Origin of the sequence: Streptomyces niphimycinicus (assembly GCF_018883605.1) — a bacterium.
Taxonomy (GTDB): Bacteria; Actinomycetota; Actinomycetes; order Streptomycetales; family Streptomycetaceae; genus Streptomyces; species Streptomyces niphimycinicus.
The window spans coordinates 1-20,388 of the sequence record NZ_JAHLEM010000221.1 but is presented as its reverse complement, the minus strand read 5'-3'; the positions used below and the strand labels follow the sequence as shown (position 1 = coordinate 20,388).

The window sequence follows — 20,388 nt, the reverse complement described above, 5'->3', positions numbered from 1 at the left end:
CGGCCTCTGGCGGCGCCGTCAACCCCGGTGGACGCGGACGGCTCGATCGGGCGCGAGCAGAGGCCACCGGCGACGTCAAGGTCTCGTGGGTGACGGGAGCTTGAGGGCGGCGGCGATGGGGAGGTGGTCGCTGCCGGTGGCGGGGAGGGTGTGGGCGCGCAAGGGGGTGGCTCCTCGGACGAGGACGTGGTCGATGCGGACCAAGGGGAAGGTGGCGGGCCAGGTGGCGCCGAAGCCGGAGCCGGTCTCGGCCTGGGCGTCGTGAAAGCCGTCGAAGAGGAGGTGCAGGGAGCGGTCGGCGCCGGCGCCGTTGAAGTCGCCGAGGAGGAGGACGGGGCCCTGGTCCCAGGCGGGGTCCTGGCGGAGGGCCGTCACGAGCCGGTCGGCGGAGTCGTTGCGGCGGGCGGTGGTGAAACCGGCGTCGGGTCGGACCCGGACCGAGGCGAGGTGGGCGGTGTAGAAGGAGACGGGGCCGCGTGGGGTGTCGAGGGTGGCGTGCAGGGCCCGGGTCCACCCCATGATCGGGACGGGGCGGACGGCGCGTAGTGGAAAAGAGCTCCAGATGCCGATGGAGCCGTCGGTCACGTGGTGAGGGAAGCGGTCGCGGAATTCCCGGGTAAAGGTTTTCACGGCCCGCGGGGTGAGTTCTTGGAGGGCGATCACCTGCGGGTCGGCCGCCAGGAGGGTGCGCGCGGTGCCCTTGAGGCCGGTGTTGGCGTCGTCCACGTTGTGGCTGACCACGGTCAGGTCCGGAAGTCCGGTCCGCGAGCGGTCGCCGAGGGCGGTGCCGAACAGGGCGCTCCAGGTGAGCAGCGGCAGGAGCACGCCGACGGCGGCGAGCGCGGAGCGGCGGATCAGGGCGAGGACGAGGAGGGGGAGTATGCCGAGGCCGAACCAGGGGGCCACGGTCTGGGCGAGGCTCGTCAGGTTCCCGGGGGTGTCCGGAAGCCAGGGGAGCGTCACCAGGAAAAGAGCGAGGAGGGCCCCGAGGATGGCGATCACCGCCCCTCGGGGCAGGCGGTGCCGGGCGGCGGGAGTGGCCTCGGGATCGGGGCCGGGGCCGGGTGGTGATTCCAGGGGCAGGGGCCCGGGCGCGGGCACGGGCACGGGCGCGGGCGCGGGCACGGGCACGGGCGCGGGCGCGGGCGGCGGTGGATTGCCGTAGCGGGACGGCAGGGTGCCGGGGTCGGGTGTCGGGTGGGTCATGTGTGGCCCGGGAGGAAGTCGAAGTACTGGTCGGGGAAGGGTTCTTCGAGGAGGGTGAAGTGCCACCACTCGGTGGGGAGGTTGCGGAATCCGGCCGCGGTCATCGCCTCGCCCAGGATGCACCGGTGGACGCGGGCCGGGAGCGGGGTGTCGGGGTGGTCCGTGTGTGAGCGCGGATCGAAGAAGTCGAAGCGGGTCCCCATGTCCAGCGGCCTGCCGCCCAGGGTGGTGAGGGTGACGTCGACGGTGCTGCCCCGGCTGTGCCCGGATCGGGTGTGGATGTAGTCGGGGCCGAAGAGACGCTCCTTGGCGACGCGCGGATAGTGGCGGGCCTTGGTGGCCTGGTCGGTGGGGTCGGCGGCCCAGCGGCGCATGTGGTCCACGGCCCGCTGCGGCCGGTAGCCGTCGAGAACGGTCAGCGCGTATCCGTCACGGGCCAGGACGTGCGCGGCCCGGCTGAGGGCGAGGGCGGCCGGGAGGGTCAGGACGCAGGTGGCGTTCCGGTAGCCGTCCAGGGGGCTGCCGACGAAGTTGTCGCTCCCGGTGTAGCGGAGGTCCTGCCGGATGGTCGGGGCGACGTCGGCCAGGGCGACGAAGCCGGCGGGCGCGCGGTCGGTGGGCATCGGGCTTCAGGCTCCTCGGGTGGGGCACGGGGGTGGGTCCGTCGGTGGGGTCCCGGCCGGTTGTCGGGCCGTGGGAATCGTGGGCATCGGCATCGTGGGCGGGCCGGTGGTGGCCGGGGCCCAGTCGGCGGGGGTCGGCTCGTCCGCGTCGCCGGGTCCGAGGATCGTGGCGACGTCCCCCGGCCGGACCTCGGCGGTGCCGACGTCCACGACCATCTGGTCCATGGAGATCCGGCCGGCCACCGGGTGGCGCCCGCCCCGCAGCAGGACCTCGGCCCGCCCGGAGGCGAGGCGGGGCAGGCCGTCGGCGTAGCCGAGCGGCAGCAGGGCGAGGCGGGTGCGACGGGTGGTGGTGAAGGTGTGGCCGTAGCCGACCGGGGTCCCGGCGGGCACGTCGCGGACGGACACCACGGGCGCGGTCAAGGTCATCGCCCACCGCAGCCCGGCCGGTCCGGGCACGGTGGGTGTGGCGGTCGGGTCGATGCCGTACAGGCCCGCGCCGACGCGCACGAGGTCGTGATGGGTTCCCGGATCGGTCAGCAGCCCGGCGGTCGCGGCCAGGTGGCGGTGGAGCGGCCGCAGCCCGTGCCGCTCCGCCGTCGCGGCGGCCTGCGCGAACCGCCGGCGGGCCTGCGGGGTGTGCGGGTCGTCGGGCAGGTCGGCGCAGCCCAGGTGCCCCATCACGCCGACCACGCGGATCCGGCCCGCCCGTTCCAGGTCCGCGGCATGCGCGCACAACCGCTCCCACGCGGCGGGCGCGGCCCCGTCACGGGCCATGCCCACATCGGCGTGCAGATGGATCCGGGCCGGGGCGGCCGAGGCGAGGGCGGCCGAAGGCGCGGCCCGCAGGTGTTCCTCACTCGGCACCGCGATCTCCACGTCGGCGGCGATGGCCAGGGTGAGATCGGCGTGCGGGGCGTTCAACCAGCTCAGCACGGGCGCGGTGAGGCCGGCCCCGCGCAGCGCGAGGGCTTCCTCGACGATGGCCACCCCGAGCCGGTCGGCGCCGTGGGCGAGGGCGGTACGGGCCACGGCCGCGGCCCCGTGCCCGAACCCGTCCGCCTTGACGACGGCCATGAGCGCGGCGCCGGTGCGGGCCGCGAGCCGGCGGGTGTTCTCCGCGATGGCGGAGAGGTCGACGGTGACGACGGGATGGAAGCGTTGTTCGATCACGGCGCCCAGCCTGCGCGGCCCGGCGCGCAGGCCGATCGCCATGGCCGCTTGGGCAGAGCGCGGAAGAACATCGAATCGGATGTGCGATTGAGCGTTCACCGATACACGGCGGATGCCCCGTGGCGCTATGCGCCGGTCATCCTCGAACGATCAACCCGAACGTCGCGTTCTCGCGTGTGTCGGGACCATCCCTGTGAGAGAGGATTTCGGCGCGTGATCCCGATGTCCCTGGCCGAGATCGCGTCCGCCGTATCGGGACGGGTCCTCCACCCGGCCCACTCCACCATGACGGTGACCGGGCCGGTGGTGGTCGACTCCAGGCGGGCCGAGGCCGGAGCCCTGTTCGCGGCCCTGCCCGGCACCCGCTCCGATGGCCACGATCACGTGGCCGACGCCCTGGCGCGGGGCGCGCTCGCCGCCCTCGTCGAGCGCCCCGTCCTTCCCGCGCGGACGCCGCCCGTCCCCGCCGTCCTCGTCTCCGACGTCCACGCGGCCCTCGGACAGCTCGCCCACGCGAACCGGCGACGTTTGACGGACTGCGCGGTGGTCGGGATCACCGGCTCGACGGGCAAGACCACCAGCAAGGACCTCCTCGCGCAGATCCTCGCCCCGCACGCCCCCACCCTGGCCAACCGGCTCTCCTTCAACAACGAGATCGGACTGCCGCTGACCGTGCTCGCGGCGGACGTCGGCACCCGGACCCTGGTGGTGGAGATGGGGGCCCGGGCGCCCGGCGAGATCGCCCACCTCACGGAGATCGCCCGACCGCACGTCGGCGTCGTCACCAACACCGGAACCGCCCACCTCGGCCCCTTCGGAGGCCGTGACGCGATCCGCCGGGCCAAGGCCGAACTGCCGACGGGCCTGCCGGCCGGCGGCGTCGCCGTCCTCAACGCGGACGATCCCGCCACCCCGGACATGCTCCGCGCGACCTCCGCCACCGTCCTCACCTTCGGCACCGGCCACGCCGACCTGCGTGCCACCGGCATCGAACTCGACGCCCTGGCCCGCCCCTCCTTCAGCCTCACCTGGAACGGCCGCACCGAGCCGGTTCAACTGCCCCTGACCGGCGCCCACCAGGTGCTCAACGCGGCCGCGGCCGGGGCCGCCGCCCTCGCCCTGGGCCTGTCGCTGCCGCGGATCGCGCGCGGCCTGTCGGCCGCACGCCGCCTCACCCCCAGCCGCATGCAGGTCGAGCGACTCCCCGACGGCGCGCTCGTCCTCAACGACGCCTTCAACGCCAACCCGGACGCGATGCTCGCCGCCATCGGCACCCTGATCGACGTCACACCCGACGGCGGGCGCCCGATCGCCGTGCTCGGCGAAATGCGGGAACTCGGCCCCGAAGCCGCCGAACTGCACGAACGAACCGGACGGGCCGCCGCCGAAGCCGGCGCCCGACTCGTGATCACGGTGGGCGGCGCCGACGCGGCCCGGATCTCGGCCGGCGCCGGGCGGGCCGGCGCCGACACCGTCCATGTCCCGGACTCGAAGACGGCCCTCGCCCACCTCGGGAACCTCGCTGCCGGGGATGTCGTCCTCGTCAAAGGGTCCCGCGCCACCGGCGTCGAAGAGGTCGCCCGACGCCTGACGGCGGCGCTCCGAGGACCCCACGGGTGACCGACACCCCGACCGTCGGAGCCATCCGTACCTGACCGATACGTATCAGCCCTGATCGGCCACTTCCCGGGCATAGCCACTTCTCGGGCATAAGGCCCTTCACGAACGAGGAACCCCAACCCCGTGCCTCCCGTCCCACCCCCGTCCCCTTCCACGCCGGTCCCGACGCCGGCCCCCGTGCACGTGCTCCTGGTCGAGGACGACGAACTGATCCGCCACTCCTTCGCCACCAATCTCGAACGCTACGGCTACACCGTCACCGACGCCGCCGACGGCCTCGAAGGACTGGAACTCTTCCGCGCCGCCGATCCGGACGAGCCGTTCGACCTGTTGCTCCTGGACGTCATGCTGCCCGCCCTCGACGGCATCGGACTCTGCCGCCGGGTCCGGGAGACCAGCCATGTGCCGATCCTGATGATGTCGGCCCGCGGCGACGGGCTCGACGTGGTCTCCGGCCTGGAGGCGGGCGCCGACGACTACGTGGTCAAACCCGTCGAGACCGGCGTGCTCCTCGCCCGGATCCGCTCCGTGCTCCGCCGGGCCTCCTGGAACCCGGCGCCCAGCACGACATACCCCGCCCCGCCCACGGACGACGTCCTGACCTTCGGAGACCTCTCCGTCGACACCTCCGGCATGACCGTCACCCTCGCCGACCGGCCCATCGCGCTGACCCCCACCGAACTCAAGCTCATGCTGGAATTCGCCGCCCGGCCCGAAGCCATCATCGACCGGCACACCCTGCTCCGCGACGTCTGGGACCACGGCTGGGATGCCGACACCCGCGTCGTCGACCTCGCCGTACAACGACTCCGCAAGAAGATCGGCCACGACCGGATCGAAACCGTCCGCGGCTTCGGCTACAAGTTCCGCCGATGAACGGTTCGGACCGACAGACGGTGAACGGTTCGGACCGACAGACCGGAACCCGGGAGATGCCACCGCGGGCACGCCGGTTCACCGTGCGATGGAAGATCGCCGCCCTGACGGCGGCCATCGGCTGCTTCATCGCCGTCACCATCGGCGTGATCGTCCACTCATGGACCGTCAAGGACATCCGAGCACGCGCCGAGGCCCAAGCCCTCAGCGACCTCCGCACCGCCATGGACATCTACCGGCGCACCGGCACCCTCCCCGACAACGCCAACTTGAACATGCCCGACATGCCCAGAGAACTGCGCCGCCCGGCCGACGGCACCAGCCACACCTTCTACGAGGACCCCGGCTACCTCGGCCCCCAGTACTGGGCAGCCCAACGCGTCGGCGGGCCCCACAGCTCCGTCATGACCGTCACCGCCAATGTGCGGCTCTCCCTCCAACAACTCCGGCAACTCGACCTCACCATGGCCGTGGCCTCCGCCGTCTCCCTGACCCTGGCCCTCCCCCTCGCCTTGTACGGAGCCGACCTCATCGGCCGCCGACTGCGCCGCACCTCGCGGACCGCGGTCCTGATCAGCGCGGGCGACCTCGATGCCCGCACCGGATCCACCCGGGGCAACGACGAGGTCTCCGACCTCGCCCGCGCCGTCGACACCATGGCCGACGACCTCGCCCGCCGACTCCGCGACGAACGCCGCTTCACCGCCGACGTCGCCCACGAACTGCGCACCCCCGTCACGGGCCTCCTCTCCGCCATGGACCTGCTGTCCGCCGGACGCACCGAGGACCTCATCCGCGCCCGTGTCCGCACCCTTCGCGACCTCGTCGAGGACCTCCTGGAGATCTCCCGCCTCGACGCCGGCGCGGAAACAGCCATCCGTACCCCGGTGCCGCTCGGCACGGTGGTCGCGGACGCCATCGCCCGCACCGGCCACCGGGCCCGGCTTCGACTCCTGCCGGCGGAGCCCGCGACAGGCCCCGTGGTGGAGACCGACCCGCGTCGCCTGGAACGGGTGATCACCAACCTCGTGGCCAACGCCCACCGGCACGGGACCGCCCCCGTGGAGGTCACCATCGAGGCCACTGACGACGGAGCGACGATCACGGTCCGCGACCACGGCCCCGGCTACCCCGAAGACCTCCTCGCCGAAGGCCCCAGCCGCTTCCGCACCGGCGCCGCCGAACGCGGCAGCCACGGCCTCGGCCTCACCATCGCCCTCGGCCACACCCAGGTCCTCGGCGGCACCCTCACCCTCGCCAACGCCCCCGACGGCGGCGCCAACGCCACCCTGCGCCTTCCCGGCTGATCCGAGCCGGCGAGAACGGGGAACGACCACGACGTGCCCCTCGAAAGCCCCGCGGCGGCGCGACCCCTCAGCGCGTGGCCGCCGCCACGGTCCGCGAGGAGCGGCGCGCGCCGCCCGGGCCCGCGTCCCCGGCCACGATGCCCGTCGTCTGGTAGGCGTCCACCGCCTTGCCCGCGGGCCGCCCGCCGGAGATGCGCTCCGTACGCACCCACAGCAGCACCTCGTTCGCGCGCTCCCAGCGGCCCAGCCACAATGCCTTGGCCCACAGCCCCGCGCCGAGCCCCGCCAGCAGCATCCCGCCCGCCGCCGGAACGGCGAAGGACGAGCCCATCGCGGCGAGGAAGGCCACCAGCAGCCACCACCGCAGGGCGCGTCGGCGCGCCCTTACGGTCACCGCGCGGTCCTGGAGGAAGACCGACTTGCTCGCGCGCGAGGCACCGCGCGCCAACTCCAGATACCGCTTCCGCCGCATCACGAAGACCACGACCGCCGCGATCAGGAAGAGCGCCGCCCCGGCGAGCACTCCGATCCGGCGCCCGGTCAGCCCCGGCACCAGCGCTCCGATTCCCGCGGCCAGCACACCGGGCCACCACAGCCATCCGGCGGGGGCCCTCACGACCACCGCCACCCGTGCCAGCGCATACGCCCCGCGCCCCACGACCGACCTCCTCACCCTGGCGAATCCCTGATGAAATTCCTGTCGGAATCCCTGACGGAATCCCTGAGGGAATCCCTGACGAATCGAAGAATCTAGCCAGGATGCCTGAGAATTGGGTGAGAGGGACGGGGGCTGGCATACGGAGCGGCGCGCAGGCCCGGGCTCACTCCACGAACAGCCCCCGCTCCGCCGCCTTCGCGTCGAACTCCTCCAGCCGCGCCTGCGCATCCGGCAGCGCGTCGCAGATCGCCTCCAACAGCACCCGCCCCAGCAGCATCGGCGCACACGCGGTGTCGAAGGCCAGGCCCGTGCCGACCGCCGCGGGCAGCAGCAGATCGCTGTGGCGGGCGATCGGGGCGAAGGCGCTGTCGGCGACGGCGACCACGGTCAGCCCCGCCTCCTGGGCGTACTCCAGACCCTCCACGACCTCCCGCGGATGCCGCGGCAGCGCGAAGCACAGCAGCGCCGTGGCACCCGCGCGCTTCGCCGCGTCGACGCGGTCGGTGAGCATCGTGCCGCCCTCGTCGAGCAGCCGGACGTCCGGATGGACCTTGCGCGCGAAGTAGGTGAAGCCGCGCGCCTGCGCGGAGGCGGCGCGCAGCCCGAGGACCAGCAGCGGACGGGAGTCGGCGAGCAGCCGGCCGGCCCGGACGACGGGTGCGGGGTCGGCCAGCAGCGCGGCGAGATGGCGCAGATTGTCGATCTCGGACTGCACGGCCTGCTGGTACTCGTTGTACGACCCCTCGTCCGGCGCCGGCTCGGCGGGGGCGACATCGCGCAGATGCTTGCGCAGCGCCGGATAGCCGTCGAAGCCGAGGGCGACCGCGAAGCGGGTCACGGACGGCTGGCTGACGCCCGCGAGTTCGGCCAGTTCGACGCTGGAGAGGAACGGCGCGTCGGCGGCCCGCCGCACCATGCAGTGGGCGATCCGCCGCTGGGTCGGGGTCAGCCGGTGGCCCTCGAAGAGCGCCTGAAGCCGAGCGGCGGTCGAGGCGCCGGAACCGGCCGCCGCGACCGGACCCGTCGTAGCGACCAAGCCGCCCGAGCCGCCCGCACCGGACAAGTCGCCCGCGCCCGCCGACGCCCCCGCGGCACCCTCGTCCACTGGGCCCCCTGGCTCCATCCGAGCACCGCTCACCCCGTCGCTCACCCCATGGTCCGTACTCATCGCGTCCTCCCGAACCTCGTACCCTCGTCCCTCATACCCCTGCCAGCCGGTCGAGCAGACGCGAGGCCACCGCCACATCCTCCGTCAACGGCCGGTCCTCCATGCGGGGATCGAGTACTTCCGACGCCATGGCGAAGGCGACACCGGCCGGGAGCTCCGGGTCCGGTTCCAGCCCACGCTGGCGCAACGCCCTTACGGCCGCCACCAGTTCACAGCCCAGCACCAGCCGGTAGTGGTCGGCGACGCGGAGCGTCTGGCGGGCGCCGAGCGAGGCGAAGCTGGCCTGTTCCTCGACGCCGCGGGAGAGCACGGCATGGCCGAGCGAGGCGGGGTGGGAGACCGCGCGCATCTCGCCGAGGGCCGCCCCCGCCGCGTATTCGAGGATCATCACGCCCGAGCTGGCGGGCGCGGCGTCGCCGAGGAAGGGCCGCAGCCGGGTGAAGTCGGGTTCGCTGAGCGCGGCGAGCCGGGCCGTGGAGAGCCGGGCGGTCTGTAGCGCGGCGAGCCGGAAGGCGTCCAGGGCGAGGGCGGCGTGCGCGGCGTAGAAGTTGCCGTGGTGGTAGGCGGCCTCGTCGGCGGAGCTGATCAGCGGGTTCTCGGTGGCCGCGTTGAAGTCGACGGTCAGCACCCGCTCCAGCGCCTGTGCCGCGTCCAGCGCCGGTCCGTGGATCTGCGGCAGACAGCGGAAGCCGTACGGGTCCTGTATGCGCCCGAGCGGCGGGGTGGGCCGGGCCGGGGCGCCGAGCAGGGCGCGCATCCGGGCGGCGGCCGCGACGGAGCCGGGGTGCGGCCGGGCGGCGTGCACGGGTTCGGCGTACGCCTCGTACGACCCGCCGACCGCGATCAGCGAGAGCGCGGCCACCGAGAGCGAGGCGGACAGCAGCCGCTGAAGCTCGGCGAGGGCGAGCGCGGACTGGCCGAGGGTGAGGGCGTTGCTGCTGATGAGCGCGAGGGCGTCATTGCTGTCGAGCACGATCGGGTCGGGGGCGCGACGGCCCGGGGCGGCCTCGGTGAGGTCCCAGGGGTGCTCGCCGACGAGCGCGAGACCGGTCTGGGCGAGCGCGGCGAGGTCCCCGGTGCCGACCGCGCCGTATTCGTTGATCACCGGGTGGGCGCCGCTGTCCAGCCCCTCGACGAGCGCGGTGACGACGGCGGGGCGCAGCCCGGCGCCGCCCGCCAGTAGCTGATTGGCGCGGACGGTCATCATGGCGCGCACCTCGCGCGCGGGCAGCGGTGCGCCGATCGCCCCGGCGTGGCTGCGCAGCAGCCGCAGCCCGTGGTCGGAGTCGGCCGGGCCGACGTCCTCGGTACGGTTGGCGCCCACACCGGTGCTCCGGCCGTAGACCCGGCCGGTGGCGGCCAGCCGGTCCGCGGTCTCCCAGGCGCGTTCGGCCAGGGCGAGCGCGGTCGGGTCGGGCGCCGCGGGCCGGCTCACGCGGTCGGCCAGGCGGGCGATATCGACGACGCGTAGGCTCCGGCCGTCCAATGTGATGCGCTGAGCTGTGCCGCCCGCGCCGTCGGCCGCCGCGGCATCAGCATCCAGCATGTGAGACAACATCCAGGGCAACCCCTCTCAATACGCCCATTTCCGGGCCAGCCGCCAGGCACTTCGTCCACATCGCGAGCAGAAGTAACCGGTGATTAACGCAGACCTCTTGACTTCTATTCACTCGACTATGACTGTGCATGACTATATGCAGACAGGGCAAGGGGAAGCGGATGATCAGCTTCAAGGACGTCAGTAAGCACTACCCGAACGGCACCACCGCGGTGGACCGTCTCAACCTCGAACTCCCGGAAGGGGGCATCACCGTTCTCGTCGGCTCGTCCGGCTGCGGCAAGACCACCACCCTCCGCATGGTCAACCGCATGGTCGAACCGAGCAGCGGCACGGTGAGCGTGGCCGGGCGTGATGTCCTCGCGGCGGACGCCGCCGAGCTGCGGCGCGGCATCGGCTATGTGATCCAGCAGGCCGGGCTCTTCCCGCACCGCACGATCCTCGACAACATCGCCACCGTCCCGCTGCTGCTGGGCTGGGGCCGCCGCAAGGCGCGGGCCCGCGCCGCCGAGCTGCTGGAGCTGGTCGGGCTGCCGAGCGACTCCGGCAAGCGCTATCCGCACCAGCTCTCGGGCGGTCAGCAGCAGCGCGTCGGGGTCGCCCGCGCACTGGCCGCCGATCCGCCGGTGCTGCTGATGGACGAGCCGTTCGGCGCGGTCGACCCGGTCGTGCGGACCCAGCTCCAGAACGAGCTGCTGCGGCTCCAGAGCGAGCTGCGCAAGACGGTCGTCTTCGTCACCCACGACATCGACGAGGCGGTACGGCTCGGCGACCGCATCGCGATCTTCCGCACCGGCGGCCATCTCGTCCAGTGCGCACCCCCCGCCGAGCTGCTGGCGAGCCCCGCCGACGATTTCGTGGCGGGCTTCCTGGGCGCCGAGCGCGGGCTGAAGCTGCTCTCCCTGTCCACCCTCGCGGACCTGCCGCAGGAGCCCGCCCCCGCCGACGGGGACCGCTGGCGGCTGGTCACCTCCGAGCGCGGTGAACCGCTGGGCTGGCGCGACACCGAGGGGCCGGAGGGCGACCGGGCGCCGCTGCTGCCGGTGCGGGCGCTGCGGGACGGCGATTCGCTGCTCACCGCCCTGGACGAGTCGCTGGCCTCCCCCGCCGGTCTGGTGGCCCGGGTGGACGCCGACGGCGTTCTGACCGGGGTCACCGGGCGCGAGCGCATCCATGAGTTCGCGGGGCGCCGCCATGCGGAGGCGGGCCGCGCGGCGGCCCGCAAGAACGCCACGGAAGCCGAGGCCGACGAAGCCTCCCAGGCCGCCGCGGCCCATGCCGAAGCCGATGACGAGGGCACCCCGGCCTCCGACCCGAGCGTGACCGCATGACCGTCGACTGGGGCTGGTTCCCCGATCACCAAAGCGACCTGGTCACGCTCACCCTCGACCACCTCTCCACCGCCGTCCCCGCCGTCCTCTTCGGTCTGCTGATCGCGCTGCCGCTGGCCGTGATCGCCCACCGGGTGCGGGCGCTGCGCGGACTCCTCCTCGGGCTCTCGAACATCCTGTTCACGATCCCCTCCATCGCGATCTTCGTGCTGCTGCTGCCGGTCACCGGCCTCACCCGCACCACCGCCATCACCGGCCTGACCGTCTACACCCTGGTCGTGCTGCTCCGGAACACCGTCGAGGGGCTCGACAGCGTCCCCGCCAAGGTCCGCGAGGCGTCCACCGCGATGGGCGCCCGTCCGCTGCGCACCCTGCTCACCGTCGAGCTGCCGCTCGCCTTCCCGGTGATCATGGCGGGCGTACGGGTGGCCACGGTGATGGCGATCTCCCTGGTCAGCGTGGCCAGCTACATCGGGTACGGCGGCCTGGGCCAGCTCTTCACCGACGGCTTCCAGCGCAACTACCCCACCCCCGTCGTGGCCGGGGTCCTTCTGTCCCTGCTGCTCGCGCTGGTCGCGGACGCCGTGCTGGTCACCATCCAGTGGCTGTGCACCCCGTGGCTGAGGAGGCGTGCCTGACATGATCGAACTGCTCAAGGATCTCCTCCGCTGGCTGACCAGCGGCTCCCAGTGGTCCGGGACCGACGGCATCGCGACCCGCCTCCTGGAACACCTCCAGTACTCCCTGCTGGCCACCCTGGTCGCCGCCGCCATCGCCCTCCCGGTCGGGCTGCTCATCGGGCACACCGGGCGCGGCGCGTTCCTCGCCATCAACCTCTCCGGCTTCGGGCGGGCGCTGCCCACCGTCGGCCTGGTCACCCTGGTCTTCCTGGCCAGCGGGCTGAGCATGTGGCCGGTGTACATCTCACTGGTCGCCCTCGCGGTCCCGGTGATCGTCACCAATACGTACGCGGGCATGGCCGCCGTCGACCCCGAGGTCCGGGACGCGGCGCGGGGCCAGGGCATGCGCTGGTACCAGGTGCTGTTCCAGGTCGAACTGCCCCTCGCGCTCCCGCTGATCATGACCGGGCTGCGGCTGGCCTGCGTCCAGGTGGTGGCCACCGCCACCATCGCCGCGTACGTCAGCTTCGGCGGGCTCGGCCGCTACGTCTTCGACGGGCTCGCCCAGCGCGATCTGGTGCAGGTGCTGGGCGGGGCCGTGCTGGTCGGCGTACTGGCCATCGCCCTGGACCTGGCGCTGGCCGGAGTGCAACGCCTGCTGTTCCGCAACCGCCCCCCGCGCGCCCACGCGCACTGACGTCACCGACTCACTCCGGATCCGAGGAGAGCACCCCATGAACCGCAGGAAACTGCTCGGCGGCCTGCTCGCCGGCGCCTCCGTACCCGCGCTGGCCGCCTGTAGCGGCGGCGTCACCTCGCTCAAGGGCGACGGCGGCAGCGGTGGCTCGGGCGGCGGCAGCAGCCTGGGCGGCCTGGTCATCGGCACCGCCAACTTCACCGAGAACCAACTGCTCGGCTATCTCTACGCCGAGGCGCTGAAGGGCGCGGGCATCAAGACCAGCGTGCGGCCCAACCTGGGCTCGCGCGAGATCGTCATCCCCGCGCTCCAGCAGGGCGATATCGATCTGCTCCCCGAGTACCAGGGCAATCTGCTGCTCCACTTCGACGACAAGGCCCCCCAGACCGAGGCCGGCGACCTCCAGAACGCCCTCACCGTCGCCCTCCCCAACGGCCTGGAGGCCCTGTCGTACGCGGCGGCCGAGGACAAGGACGTCTTCTGCGTCACCCATGAGGCCGCGCGGAAGCACGGTCTGCGCAGCTTCGCCGACCTCGCCAAGCAGAACGGCAAGCTGGTCTTCGGCGGCCCGGCCGAGGACAAGAACCGCGTGGTCGGCCTGGTGGGCCTCAAGAACCGCTACGGCGTGACCTTCAAGGAGTTCAAGGCCCTCGACGCCTCCGGCCCGCTGGTCAAGGGCGCGTTGAAGAAGGGCGATGTCGACGTCGCCAACCTCTTCTCCACCGACCCCGACATCGAGGCCAACGACTGGGTGATCCTCGCCGACCCCAAGGCCCTCATCCCCGCCCAGCACATCGTGCCCGTCGTCCGCTCCGCCAAGGCCGACGCCAAGGTCCGCAAGGCCCTGGCCCGCCTCGGCGGCGCCCTCACCACCCAGGAACTGGCCCGTCTCAACAAGCTGGTGAGCAACGACAAGAAGGACCCGGACCGGGTCGCCGCCGACTGGGCGGCCAAGAACGGCCTCACCAAGTAATAGCGGCAGGAGCACACCCTTATGCCCGACTCTCTCGACGCCCGCGACGCCCGCGACTCCGTCGACTCCCGCGACGCCCTCGACTCTCTCGTCGAGAAGCGCTCGATCGACGTCGTCCCGGACGCGGAGCGCCATGGCACCGCCTTCAGCCAGTTCACCCTGTGGCTCGGCGCGAACCTCCAGATCACCGCCGTCGTGACCGGCGCGCTGGCCGTCGTCTTCGGCGCGGGCGCCTTCTGGTCGATCATCGCCCTGCTGCTCGGCAACCTGCTCGGCGGAGCCGTCATGGCGCTCCACTCGGCCCAGGGACCCCGGCTCGGCCTCCCCCAGATGATCTCCTCCCGGGCCCAGTTCGGGGTCCGGGGCGCGATCGTCCCGCTGCTGCTGGTCATCGTCATGTACGTGGGCTTCTTCGCCAGCGGCAGCGTGCTGGCGGGCCAGGCGGTCGGCGAACTGACCCATCTCGGCGACACCACCGGGATCATCATCTTCGCCCTCATCACCGGCGTGGCGGCCGCCGTGGGCTACCGTCTGATCCACACCCTGGGCCGGATCGCGGGCGTGGTCTGCGCCCTGGCCTTCGTCTACCTGGGCATCCGGCTGCTGGACCGCACCGATCTGGCCACCCTCCTGCACGACCGGACCTTCGACTTCCCGCTCTTCCTCCTCGCGGTGTCGCTGTCCGCCTCCTGGCAGCTCGCCTTCGGCCCGTACGTCGCCGACTACTCCCGCTACCTGCCGCGCAGCACCTCCCCCAAGGCCACCTTCTCCTGGACCCTGGCCGGCACCGTCCTCGGCTCGCAGTGGTCCATGACCTTCGGCGCCCTCGCGGCCGCCGCGGCCGGCCACGCCTTCGTCGGCAACGAGGTCTCCTACATCGTCGGCCTCGGCGGCGGCGCGGCCGTGATCACCTCACTGCTCTACTTCGTCATCGCCCTCGGCAAGCTGACGATCAACGTCCTGAACACCTACGGCGGCTTCATGTCGATGGTGACCAGCATCAGCGGCTTCCGCGGCAACACCACCCTCTCGCCCCGCGGCCGGGCCACCTATATCGCCGGGATCATGGTCGCGGGCACGGCGGTCGCGCTGCTCGGCAAGGACAGCTTCCTGTCCTCCTTCAAGGACTTCCTGCTCTTCCTGCTGACCTTCTTCACCCCGTGGAGCGCGATCAACCTGGTCGACTACTACGCCATCGCCAAGGAGCGCTACGACATCCCCGCCCTCAGCGACCCGGGCGGCCGCTACGGCGCCTGGCGCTGGAAGGCCCTGGCCACCTACGCGGTGGGCGTCCTGGCCCAACTCCCCTTCCTGTCCACCCACTTCTACACCGGCCCCCTCGTCGCCCCGCTGGGCGGCGCGGACATCTCCTGGCTCGTCGGCCTCGCCGTCCCCGCCGCCCTCTACTGGCTCCTGGCCCACCGCGACACCGCTCACGTCCCCGACCACATGATCCTCGCCCCGGAGCCGACCCCCGACCGCCCGTACGCCACCGAGCCCGGGTGACGGCAAGGCCCCCGGGCGACGGCAGGGTCGGGGTCAGGCCGGGGGCAGGAGTTTCTTCTGGGGCTTGCCCATGGCGTTGCGGGGCAGGGCCTCCAGGAAGCGGACCTTGCGGGGGCGCTTGTGGACGGAGAGCTGGGAGGCGACGAAGTCGATCAGCTCCTGTTCGCCGATGCCGTCGGCGACGACGTAGGCGACGATCTCCTGGCCCAGATCTTCGTGCGGGGCGCCGACGACGGCGGCCTCGCGGACCGCGGGGTGGTCGAGGAGGGCGTTCTCGACCTCGCCCGCGCCGATGCGGTAGCCACCGGACTTGATCATGTCGGTGGAGGCGCGGCCCACGATGCGGTGGAAGCCGTCCGGGTCGATCGCGGCGATGTCGCCCGTGCGGAACCAGCCGTCCTCGGTGTACGAACCGGCCGTGGCCTCGGGCCGGTTCAGATAGCCGTCGAAGAGGGTGGGGCCGGTGAGCTGGAGTTCGCCGATCTCGGCGCCCTCCTCGGTGGCGATCCGGGTGCGGATGCCCGCCAGCGGGGTGCCGACATAGCCGGGGCGGCGCTCACCGTCGGCCCGGGTGGAGAGGGTGATGAGGCTCTCGGTCATGCCGTAGCGCTCGATGGGGCGCTGGCCGGTGAGCCGCTCGAGGTCGCGGAAGACCGGGGCGGGCAGCGGGGCGCTGCCGGAGACCAGCAGCCGGGCGGAGGCCAGGGCGCGGGCGGAGTCCGGGTCCTGGACGATCCGGTTCCAGACCGTCGGCACGCCGAAGTAGAGGCTGCCGCCCGCCGCCGCGTACGCCGCCGGGGTCGGCTTGCCGGTGTGGACCAGGCGGCTGCCCGTGCGCAGCGCGCCCAGGACGCCCAGCACCAGCCCGTGCACATGGAACAGCGGCAGCCCGTGGACCAGCGTGTCCTCCGCGGTCCAGGCCCAGGCCGCGGCCAGCCCGTCCAGGTCGGCGGCCACCGCCCGCCGGGAGATCAGCGCGCCCTTGGGCGCCCCCGTGGTCCCCGAGGTGTAGAGGATGAACGCCGTGGACTCCGCGTCCGGCTCCGGCTTCGTCCACGCCGCCCGCTCGGCCGGGTCCACCGGGACCGTCTCGATCGGGGCCGCTATCGCCTCCCCGGTGAGCAGCAGGGTGGCGCCCGAGTCCCGCAGGATGTGGTCGCGTTCGGCCGGGCCGGAGTCCGGCGGTACGGGCACCACCGGCACCCCGGCCAGCAGCGCGCCGACCACCGCGACCACCGTCTCCGGGGTCGCGGTCGCCCGGACCGCGACGACCGGCGCACCGGCGATACGGGCCGCCACCGCGCCCGCGGCACCGAGCAGTTCCTCGCGCGAGAGGGAGCGGCCGCCGACGCTCAGCGCGTCGGGGCGGTCGCCGCCGGGCGCGGCGAGGGACGTGAGGAGAGGTGCGGTCACGGAACTGACTCCTTCCACAGCGGGCCGGGGGTACCAGGGGTGTACCCCTTCGCGCCCGCGCGTCTTTCGGGGGGCTAGCCCTACCGACAAAGCGTCCCCGCGACCGTACCGTCATGAGCATGGACGCCCGTGACCCGGATCTGCCGGATCTGAAAAAGGAACTCGACGCGGCCCTTCAGACCCATAAGGAGCTGGGTGCGGAGTACGAGTCGGAACTGGTCGACTCCTTCATGGACAAAGTCGAGCAGCGCTTCAACGATACGGCGGACCGGCATGTCCGCCGCCAGCTCGCCGAACAGCAGATGGCGGCGGCCCGCGGCACCCGCCCGTACGCCACCGGCGCGGACCCGGACCAGCCCCACGGGATGGGCATCGGCGAGCGCTTCGCCTTCGTCGGGGTCTCCCTGGTGCTGGCGATCCCGCTGTCGGCGATCGGCGTGGTGAACGAGGGCATGCCCGGCCTGCTGGTCACCTGGGCGGGGATCTTCGGGGTCAACGCGGTCCACGCGGCGGGGGGCTTCTCCTGGCTGCGCCGGGGCAAGGGCCCGGAGGAGAGCGGGGACTAGGTTCCGCCGAGCTTCCGGGTGCTGGGGTCTTCAGGCGAACCGAGCCTCGAAAAAAGAGGCGAACCGAGCCTCAAAAAATACGCGGGGACCGCCGCACCCCGGTGCGTTGCACCGAGGGCGGGACGACGGCGGTCCCCGCGGGGGACGCGGGCCGGGTCAGGGCCGGACTTCCGCGTCCAGGGCGACCATGGAGGTCCGGGAGCCGCTCCGGAGGTCCTGTCGCCTCATCCTGGGTGTCGGTGTCGTCCTTCCGACACCCACTAATCTGCCGGAGCTGTGTTAACCCTGTGCTGCGGGCGCGTGACACGTACGTACCACTTCCCCGAAGCCCTGGCGGGCCTCCCTCGAAGGGCAGTTGGGCCCTCTTTGGGCCCCCTTTGAGACCCGGTCGAACCCCCGTCGAGTCCCGTTCGAGCCCCCCGGATGAGCCCGCTCATGAGCGGCTACTTGACGCCGCTGGCCAGGTACGCCAGCAGGTCCTGCCGGCTCACCACGCCCTTCGGCTTCCCCTCCACCAGCACGATCGCCGCGTCCGCCGTGCCCAGCACCGCCATCAGGTCCTCCACCGGCTCGCCGGAGCCGACGTGCGGCAGCGGCGGGCTCATGTGCTTCTCCAGCGGGTCGGTCAGCTCCGCCCGCCGGGCGAACAGCGCGTCCAGCAGCTCGCGTTCCACCACCGAACCGATGACCTCGGCGGCCATCACATCCGGGTGCCCGGCGCCCGGCTTGACGATCGGCATCTGCGAGACGCCGTACTCCCGCAGCACGTCGATGGCCTCGCCCACCGTCTCCTCCGGGTGCATATGGACCAGCGAGGGCAGTCCGCCCTGCTTGCCCTGGAGGACGTCGCCGACCCGCACCGAGGGGCCGTCCTCCTCCAGGAAGCCGTAGTCGGCCATCCACTCATCGTTGAAGATCTTGGACAGATAGCCGCGGCCGCTGTCGGGCAGCAGCACGACCACCACATCGTCCGGGCCGAGCCGCTCGGCGACCTTCAGCGCGCCCACGACCGCCATTCCGCAGGAGCCGCCGACCAGCAGCCCCTCCTCCTTGGCCAGCCGCCGCGTCATCTGGAAGGCGTCCTTGTCGGAGACCGCGACGATCTCGTCCGCGACGGTCTGGTCGTAGGCGGTCGGCCAGAAGTCCTCACCGACGCCCTCGATCAGATACGGGCGGCCGGAGCCGCCGGAGTAGACGGAGCCCTCGGGGTCGGCGCCGATCACCTGGACCCGGCCCTCGCTGGCCTCCTTCAGATAGCGGCCGGTGCCGGAGATCGTGCCGCCGGTGCCGACGCCCGCGACAAAGTGGGTGATCTTCCCCGCGGTCTGCTCCCACAGCTCGGGGCCGGTGGACTCGTAGTGGGAGAGCGGGTTGTTCGGGTTGCTGTACTGGTCGGGCTTCCAGGCACCCGGCGTCTCGCGGACCAGCCGGTCGGAGACGTTGTAGTACGAGTCGGGGTGCTCGGGGTCCACGGCGGTGGGGCAGACCACCACCTCGGCGCCGTAGGCCCGCAGCACGTTGATCTTGTCCGTGGACACCTTGTCCGGGCAGACGAAGATGCACTTGTAGCCCTTGCGCTGGGCGACCATCGCGAGGCCCACGCCCGTGTTGCCGGACGTCGGCTCGACGATCGTGCCGCCCGGCTCGAGCTCACCGGAGCGCTCGGCCGCCTCGATCATCCGGACCGCGATCCGGTCCTTCACCGAGCCGCCGGGATTGAAGTATTCGACCTTGGCCAGGACGGTTGCCCGGATGCCCTCGGTCACGGTGTTGAGCTTCACCAGCGGGGTGTTGCCGACCAGCTCAATCATCGATTCGTAGTACTGCACACCTGCTCCTGGTCCGGTTCCGCGGGATCTCCGCGTCGGGGCGGCCGCCATCGCGGCGCCGTGCTGTCAGCTTATTGCGCGCCCCGGCCGTGCGACCCGTGCGTTGGGAGGAAGGCCGTGCGGGGCAACAAGTTGTTAGCGAGGCGTACAAAGGAAGAGGAAGCGCGTACGCGTGCGGACGGAGGTGGGCTGAACTCATGTCGATGTCGAGGGCGAGGGTGGCGCGGCGGATCGCGGCCGCGGCGGCGTACGGGGGCGGCGGGATCGGGCTGCTGGGCGGGGTGACCGCCGTGCTGTTGCTCACCGAGGTGTCCCATGCGAAGCGGGTCGTGGGCGGGTCGGACGATCCTCCGCCGCGCGCGGACGGCCGCTATGGCTTCGCCTTCGCCCGCAGGACCGGCCAGCCCCCACTGCGGCTGGCCTTTCTCGGCGACTCCACGGCCGCCGGGCAGGGCGTCCACCGCCCTAGTCAGACACCGGGCGCGCTGCTCGCCTCGGGGCTCGCGGCGGTCGCCGAGCGCCCGGTGGACCTGCGGAACGTGGCACTGCCGGGGGCGCAGTCCAGCGATCTGGAGCGCCAGGTCACGCTGGTGCTGGAGGATGCGGAGCTGCTTCCCGACGTATGCGTGATCATGATCGGGGCCAATGACGTCACCCGCCGGATGCCGCCCGCCAAGTCGGTGCGGCTGCTGTCGGACGCGGTGCGCAGACTGCGCGAGAGCGGCTGCGAGGTGGTGGTGGGCACCTGTCCCGACCTCGGCACGATCGAGCCCGTCTATCAGCCGCTGCGCTGGGTCGCGCGGCGGCTGAGCCGACAGCTCGCCGCCGCGCAGACGATCGGGGTGGTGGAGCAGGGCGGGCGCACGGTCTCACTGGGCGATCTGCTCGGCCCCGAGTTCGCGGCCAATCCGCGTGAGCTGTTCGGCCCGGACAACTTCCACCCCTCGGCGGAGGGGTACGCCACGGCCGCGATGGCCGTTCTGCCGACCCTGTGCGACTCGCTGGACCTATGGCCCGAGGAGGCGCCGGAGACGCTCGACGAGGGCATCCTGCCGGTCGCCACGGCGGCGGCCGAGGCGGCCGCGGAGGGCGGCACCGAGGTCACGGCGGCCCGCGGCCCCTGGGCCCGGCTGCTGCGGCGCCAGGGCCCTGCCAAGGAGCCCGCGACCGTATCCGGCTCCCCCGACACCTCGTCCCCGGTGCCCCCGCCCTCCTCGGGCTGCTGACCCCCGCCGGGGCCAGCTCCCCTGGCCTGGGGCCCCAG

The 20,388-nt window shown here is 72.6% G+C and carries 18 protein-coding genes; 10 read left to right on the top strand and 8 right to left on the bottom strand.

What is annotated here, in order from left to right; genetic code table 11:
- Positions 1-75: 75 nt before the first annotated feature.
- From KN815_RS20425 to alr, 3 genes are read right to left on the bottom strand one after another with little or no spacing between them, the layout of a single operon-like run.
- Positions 76-1,206, bottom strand: coding sequence for an endonuclease/exonuclease/phosphatase family protein (locus KN815_RS20425; protein WP_216343387.1), 1,131 nt, complete (start codon positions 1,204-1,206; stop codon positions 76-78).
- Positions 1,203-1,829, bottom strand: a complete 627-nt coding sequence (locus KN815_RS20420) for a M15 family metallopeptidase (RefSeq protein WP_216343386.1) — start codon at positions 1,827-1,829, stop codon at positions 1,203-1,205. The genes KN815_RS20425 and KN815_RS20420 overlap by 4 nt, the downstream gene beginning before the upstream one ends.
- A gap of 6 nt (positions 1,830-1,835) precedes the next feature.
- Entirely contained in the window at positions 1,836-3,044 is a 1,209-nt protein-coding gene (gene alr, locus KN815_RS20415; RefSeq protein WP_216343385.1) for an alanine racemase, read from the bottom strand.
- Between the two features lie 180 nt (positions 3,045-3,224).
- On the opposite strand from alr, the gene KN815_RS20410 reads away from it, so the two are divergent.
- From KN815_RS20410 to KN815_RS20400, 3 genes are all read left to right on the top strand, one after another.
- Complete coding sequence (locus KN815_RS20410; protein ID WP_253209121.1) at positions 3,225-4,622, top strand: UDP-N-acetylmuramoyl-tripeptide--D-alanyl-D-alanine ligase; 1,398 nt, start codon at positions 3,225-3,227, stop codon at positions 4,620-4,622.
- A gap of 177 nt (positions 4,623-4,799) precedes the next feature.
- Positions 4,800-5,498: a two-component system response regulator CseB gene (gene cseB, locus KN815_RS20405; RefSeq protein ID WP_216343383.1), complete on the top strand. Its 699-nt coding sequence runs from the start codon at positions 4,800-4,802 to the stop codon at positions 5,496-5,498.
- Positions 5,499-5,581: 83 nt separating this feature from the next.
- Positions 5,582-6,805: a HAMP domain-containing sensor histidine kinase gene (locus tag KN815_RS20400; RefSeq protein WP_253209119.1), complete on the top strand. Its 1,224-nt coding sequence runs from the start codon at positions 5,582-5,584 to the stop codon at positions 6,803-6,805.
- A gap of 67 nt (positions 6,806-6,872) precedes the next feature.
- Here KN815_RS20400 and KN815_RS20395 read toward each other — a convergent pair whose 3' ends face one another.
- The 3 genes from KN815_RS20395 to KN815_RS20385 form a co-directional block, all read right to left on the bottom strand.
- Entirely contained in the window at positions 6,873-7,463 is a 591-nt protein-coding gene (locus tag KN815_RS20395; protein ID WP_216343381.1) for a hypothetical protein, read from the bottom strand.
- 163 nt (positions 7,464-7,626) lie between these two features.
- Positions 7,627-8,631 carry a MurR/RpiR family transcriptional regulator gene (locus KN815_RS20390; protein ID WP_253209118.1) on the bottom strand — a complete coding sequence of 335 codons (1,005 nt, stop codon included), beginning with the start codon at positions 8,629-8,631 and terminating at the stop codon, positions 7,627-7,629.
- Positions 8,632-8,662: 31 nt separating this feature from the next.
- The gene (locus tag KN815_RS20385) at positions 8,663-10,189 is read right to left on the bottom strand and encodes an aromatic amino acid ammonia-lyase (protein ID WP_216343380.1); all 1,527 of its coding nucleotides are present in this window, start codon (positions 10,187-10,189) and stop codon (positions 8,663-8,665) included.
- Positions 10,190-10,350: 161 nt separating this feature from the next.
- Between KN815_RS20385 and KN815_RS20380 the strand changes: the two genes are divergently transcribed.
- Genes KN815_RS20380 through KN815_RS20360 form a run of 5 tightly spaced genes read left to right on the top strand, consistent with a single transcriptional unit; the run spans position 10,351 to position 15,316 of the window.
- Positions 10,351-11,520, top strand: coding sequence for an ABC transporter ATP-binding protein (locus KN815_RS20380; RefSeq protein WP_216343394.1), 1,170 nt, complete (start codon positions 10,351-10,353; stop codon positions 11,518-11,520).
- The gene (locus tag KN815_RS20375; protein WP_216343379.1) at positions 11,517-12,158 is read left to right on the top strand and encodes an ABC transporter permease; all 642 of its coding nucleotides are present in this window, start codon (positions 11,517-11,519) and stop codon (positions 12,156-12,158) included. The genes KN815_RS20380 and KN815_RS20375 overlap by 4 nt, the downstream gene beginning before the upstream one ends.
- A gap of 1 nt (position 12,159) precedes the next feature.
- On the top strand, positions 12,160-12,837 hold the full coding sequence (locus tag KN815_RS20370; RefSeq protein ID WP_014061242.1) for an ABC transporter permease: 678 nt from the start codon (positions 12,160-12,162) through the stop codon (positions 12,835-12,837).
- A gap of 37 nt (positions 12,838-12,874) precedes the next feature.
- Positions 12,875-13,810: an ABC transporter substrate-binding protein gene (locus KN815_RS20365; RefSeq protein ID WP_216343378.1), complete on the top strand. Its 936-nt coding sequence runs from the start codon at positions 12,875-12,877 to the stop codon at positions 13,808-13,810.
- Positions 13,811-13,831: 21 nt separating this feature from the next.
- Complete coding sequence (locus tag KN815_RS20360; protein WP_216343377.1) at positions 13,832-15,316, top strand: purine-cytosine permease family protein; 1,485 nt, start codon at positions 13,832-13,834, stop codon at positions 15,314-15,316.
- A gap of 33 nt (positions 15,317-15,349) precedes the next feature.
- Here KN815_RS20360 and KN815_RS20355 read toward each other — a convergent pair whose 3' ends face one another.
- A complete protein-coding gene (locus tag KN815_RS20355; protein ID WP_216343376.1) occupies positions 15,350-16,729 on the bottom strand; it encodes an acyl-CoA synthetase in 1,380 nt (459 codons plus the stop codon).
- 119 nt (positions 16,730-16,848) lie between these two features.
- Between KN815_RS20355 and KN815_RS20350 the strand changes: the two genes are divergently transcribed.
- On the top strand, positions 16,849-17,295 hold the full coding sequence (locus KN815_RS20350; protein ID WP_216343375.1) for a hypothetical protein: 447 nt from the start codon (positions 16,849-16,851) through the stop codon (positions 17,293-17,295).
- A 443-nt stretch (positions 17,296-17,738) separates the two neighbouring features.
- Here KN815_RS20350 and KN815_RS20345 read toward each other — a convergent pair whose 3' ends face one another.
- Positions 17,739-19,124, bottom strand: coding sequence for a cystathionine beta-synthase (locus tag KN815_RS20345; RefSeq protein ID WP_216343374.1), 1,386 nt, complete (start codon positions 19,122-19,124; stop codon positions 17,739-17,741).
- 197 nt (positions 19,125-19,321) lie between these two features.
- Between KN815_RS20345 and KN815_RS20340 the strand changes: the two genes are divergently transcribed.
- Positions 19,322-20,350 (top strand): SGNH/GDSL hydrolase family protein, encoded by a 1,029-nt coding sequence (locus KN815_RS20340; protein ID WP_216343373.1) that lies wholly within the window; start codon positions 19,322-19,324, stop codon positions 20,348-20,350.
- The last annotated feature ends 38 nt before the right edge of the window (positions 20,351-20,388 follow it).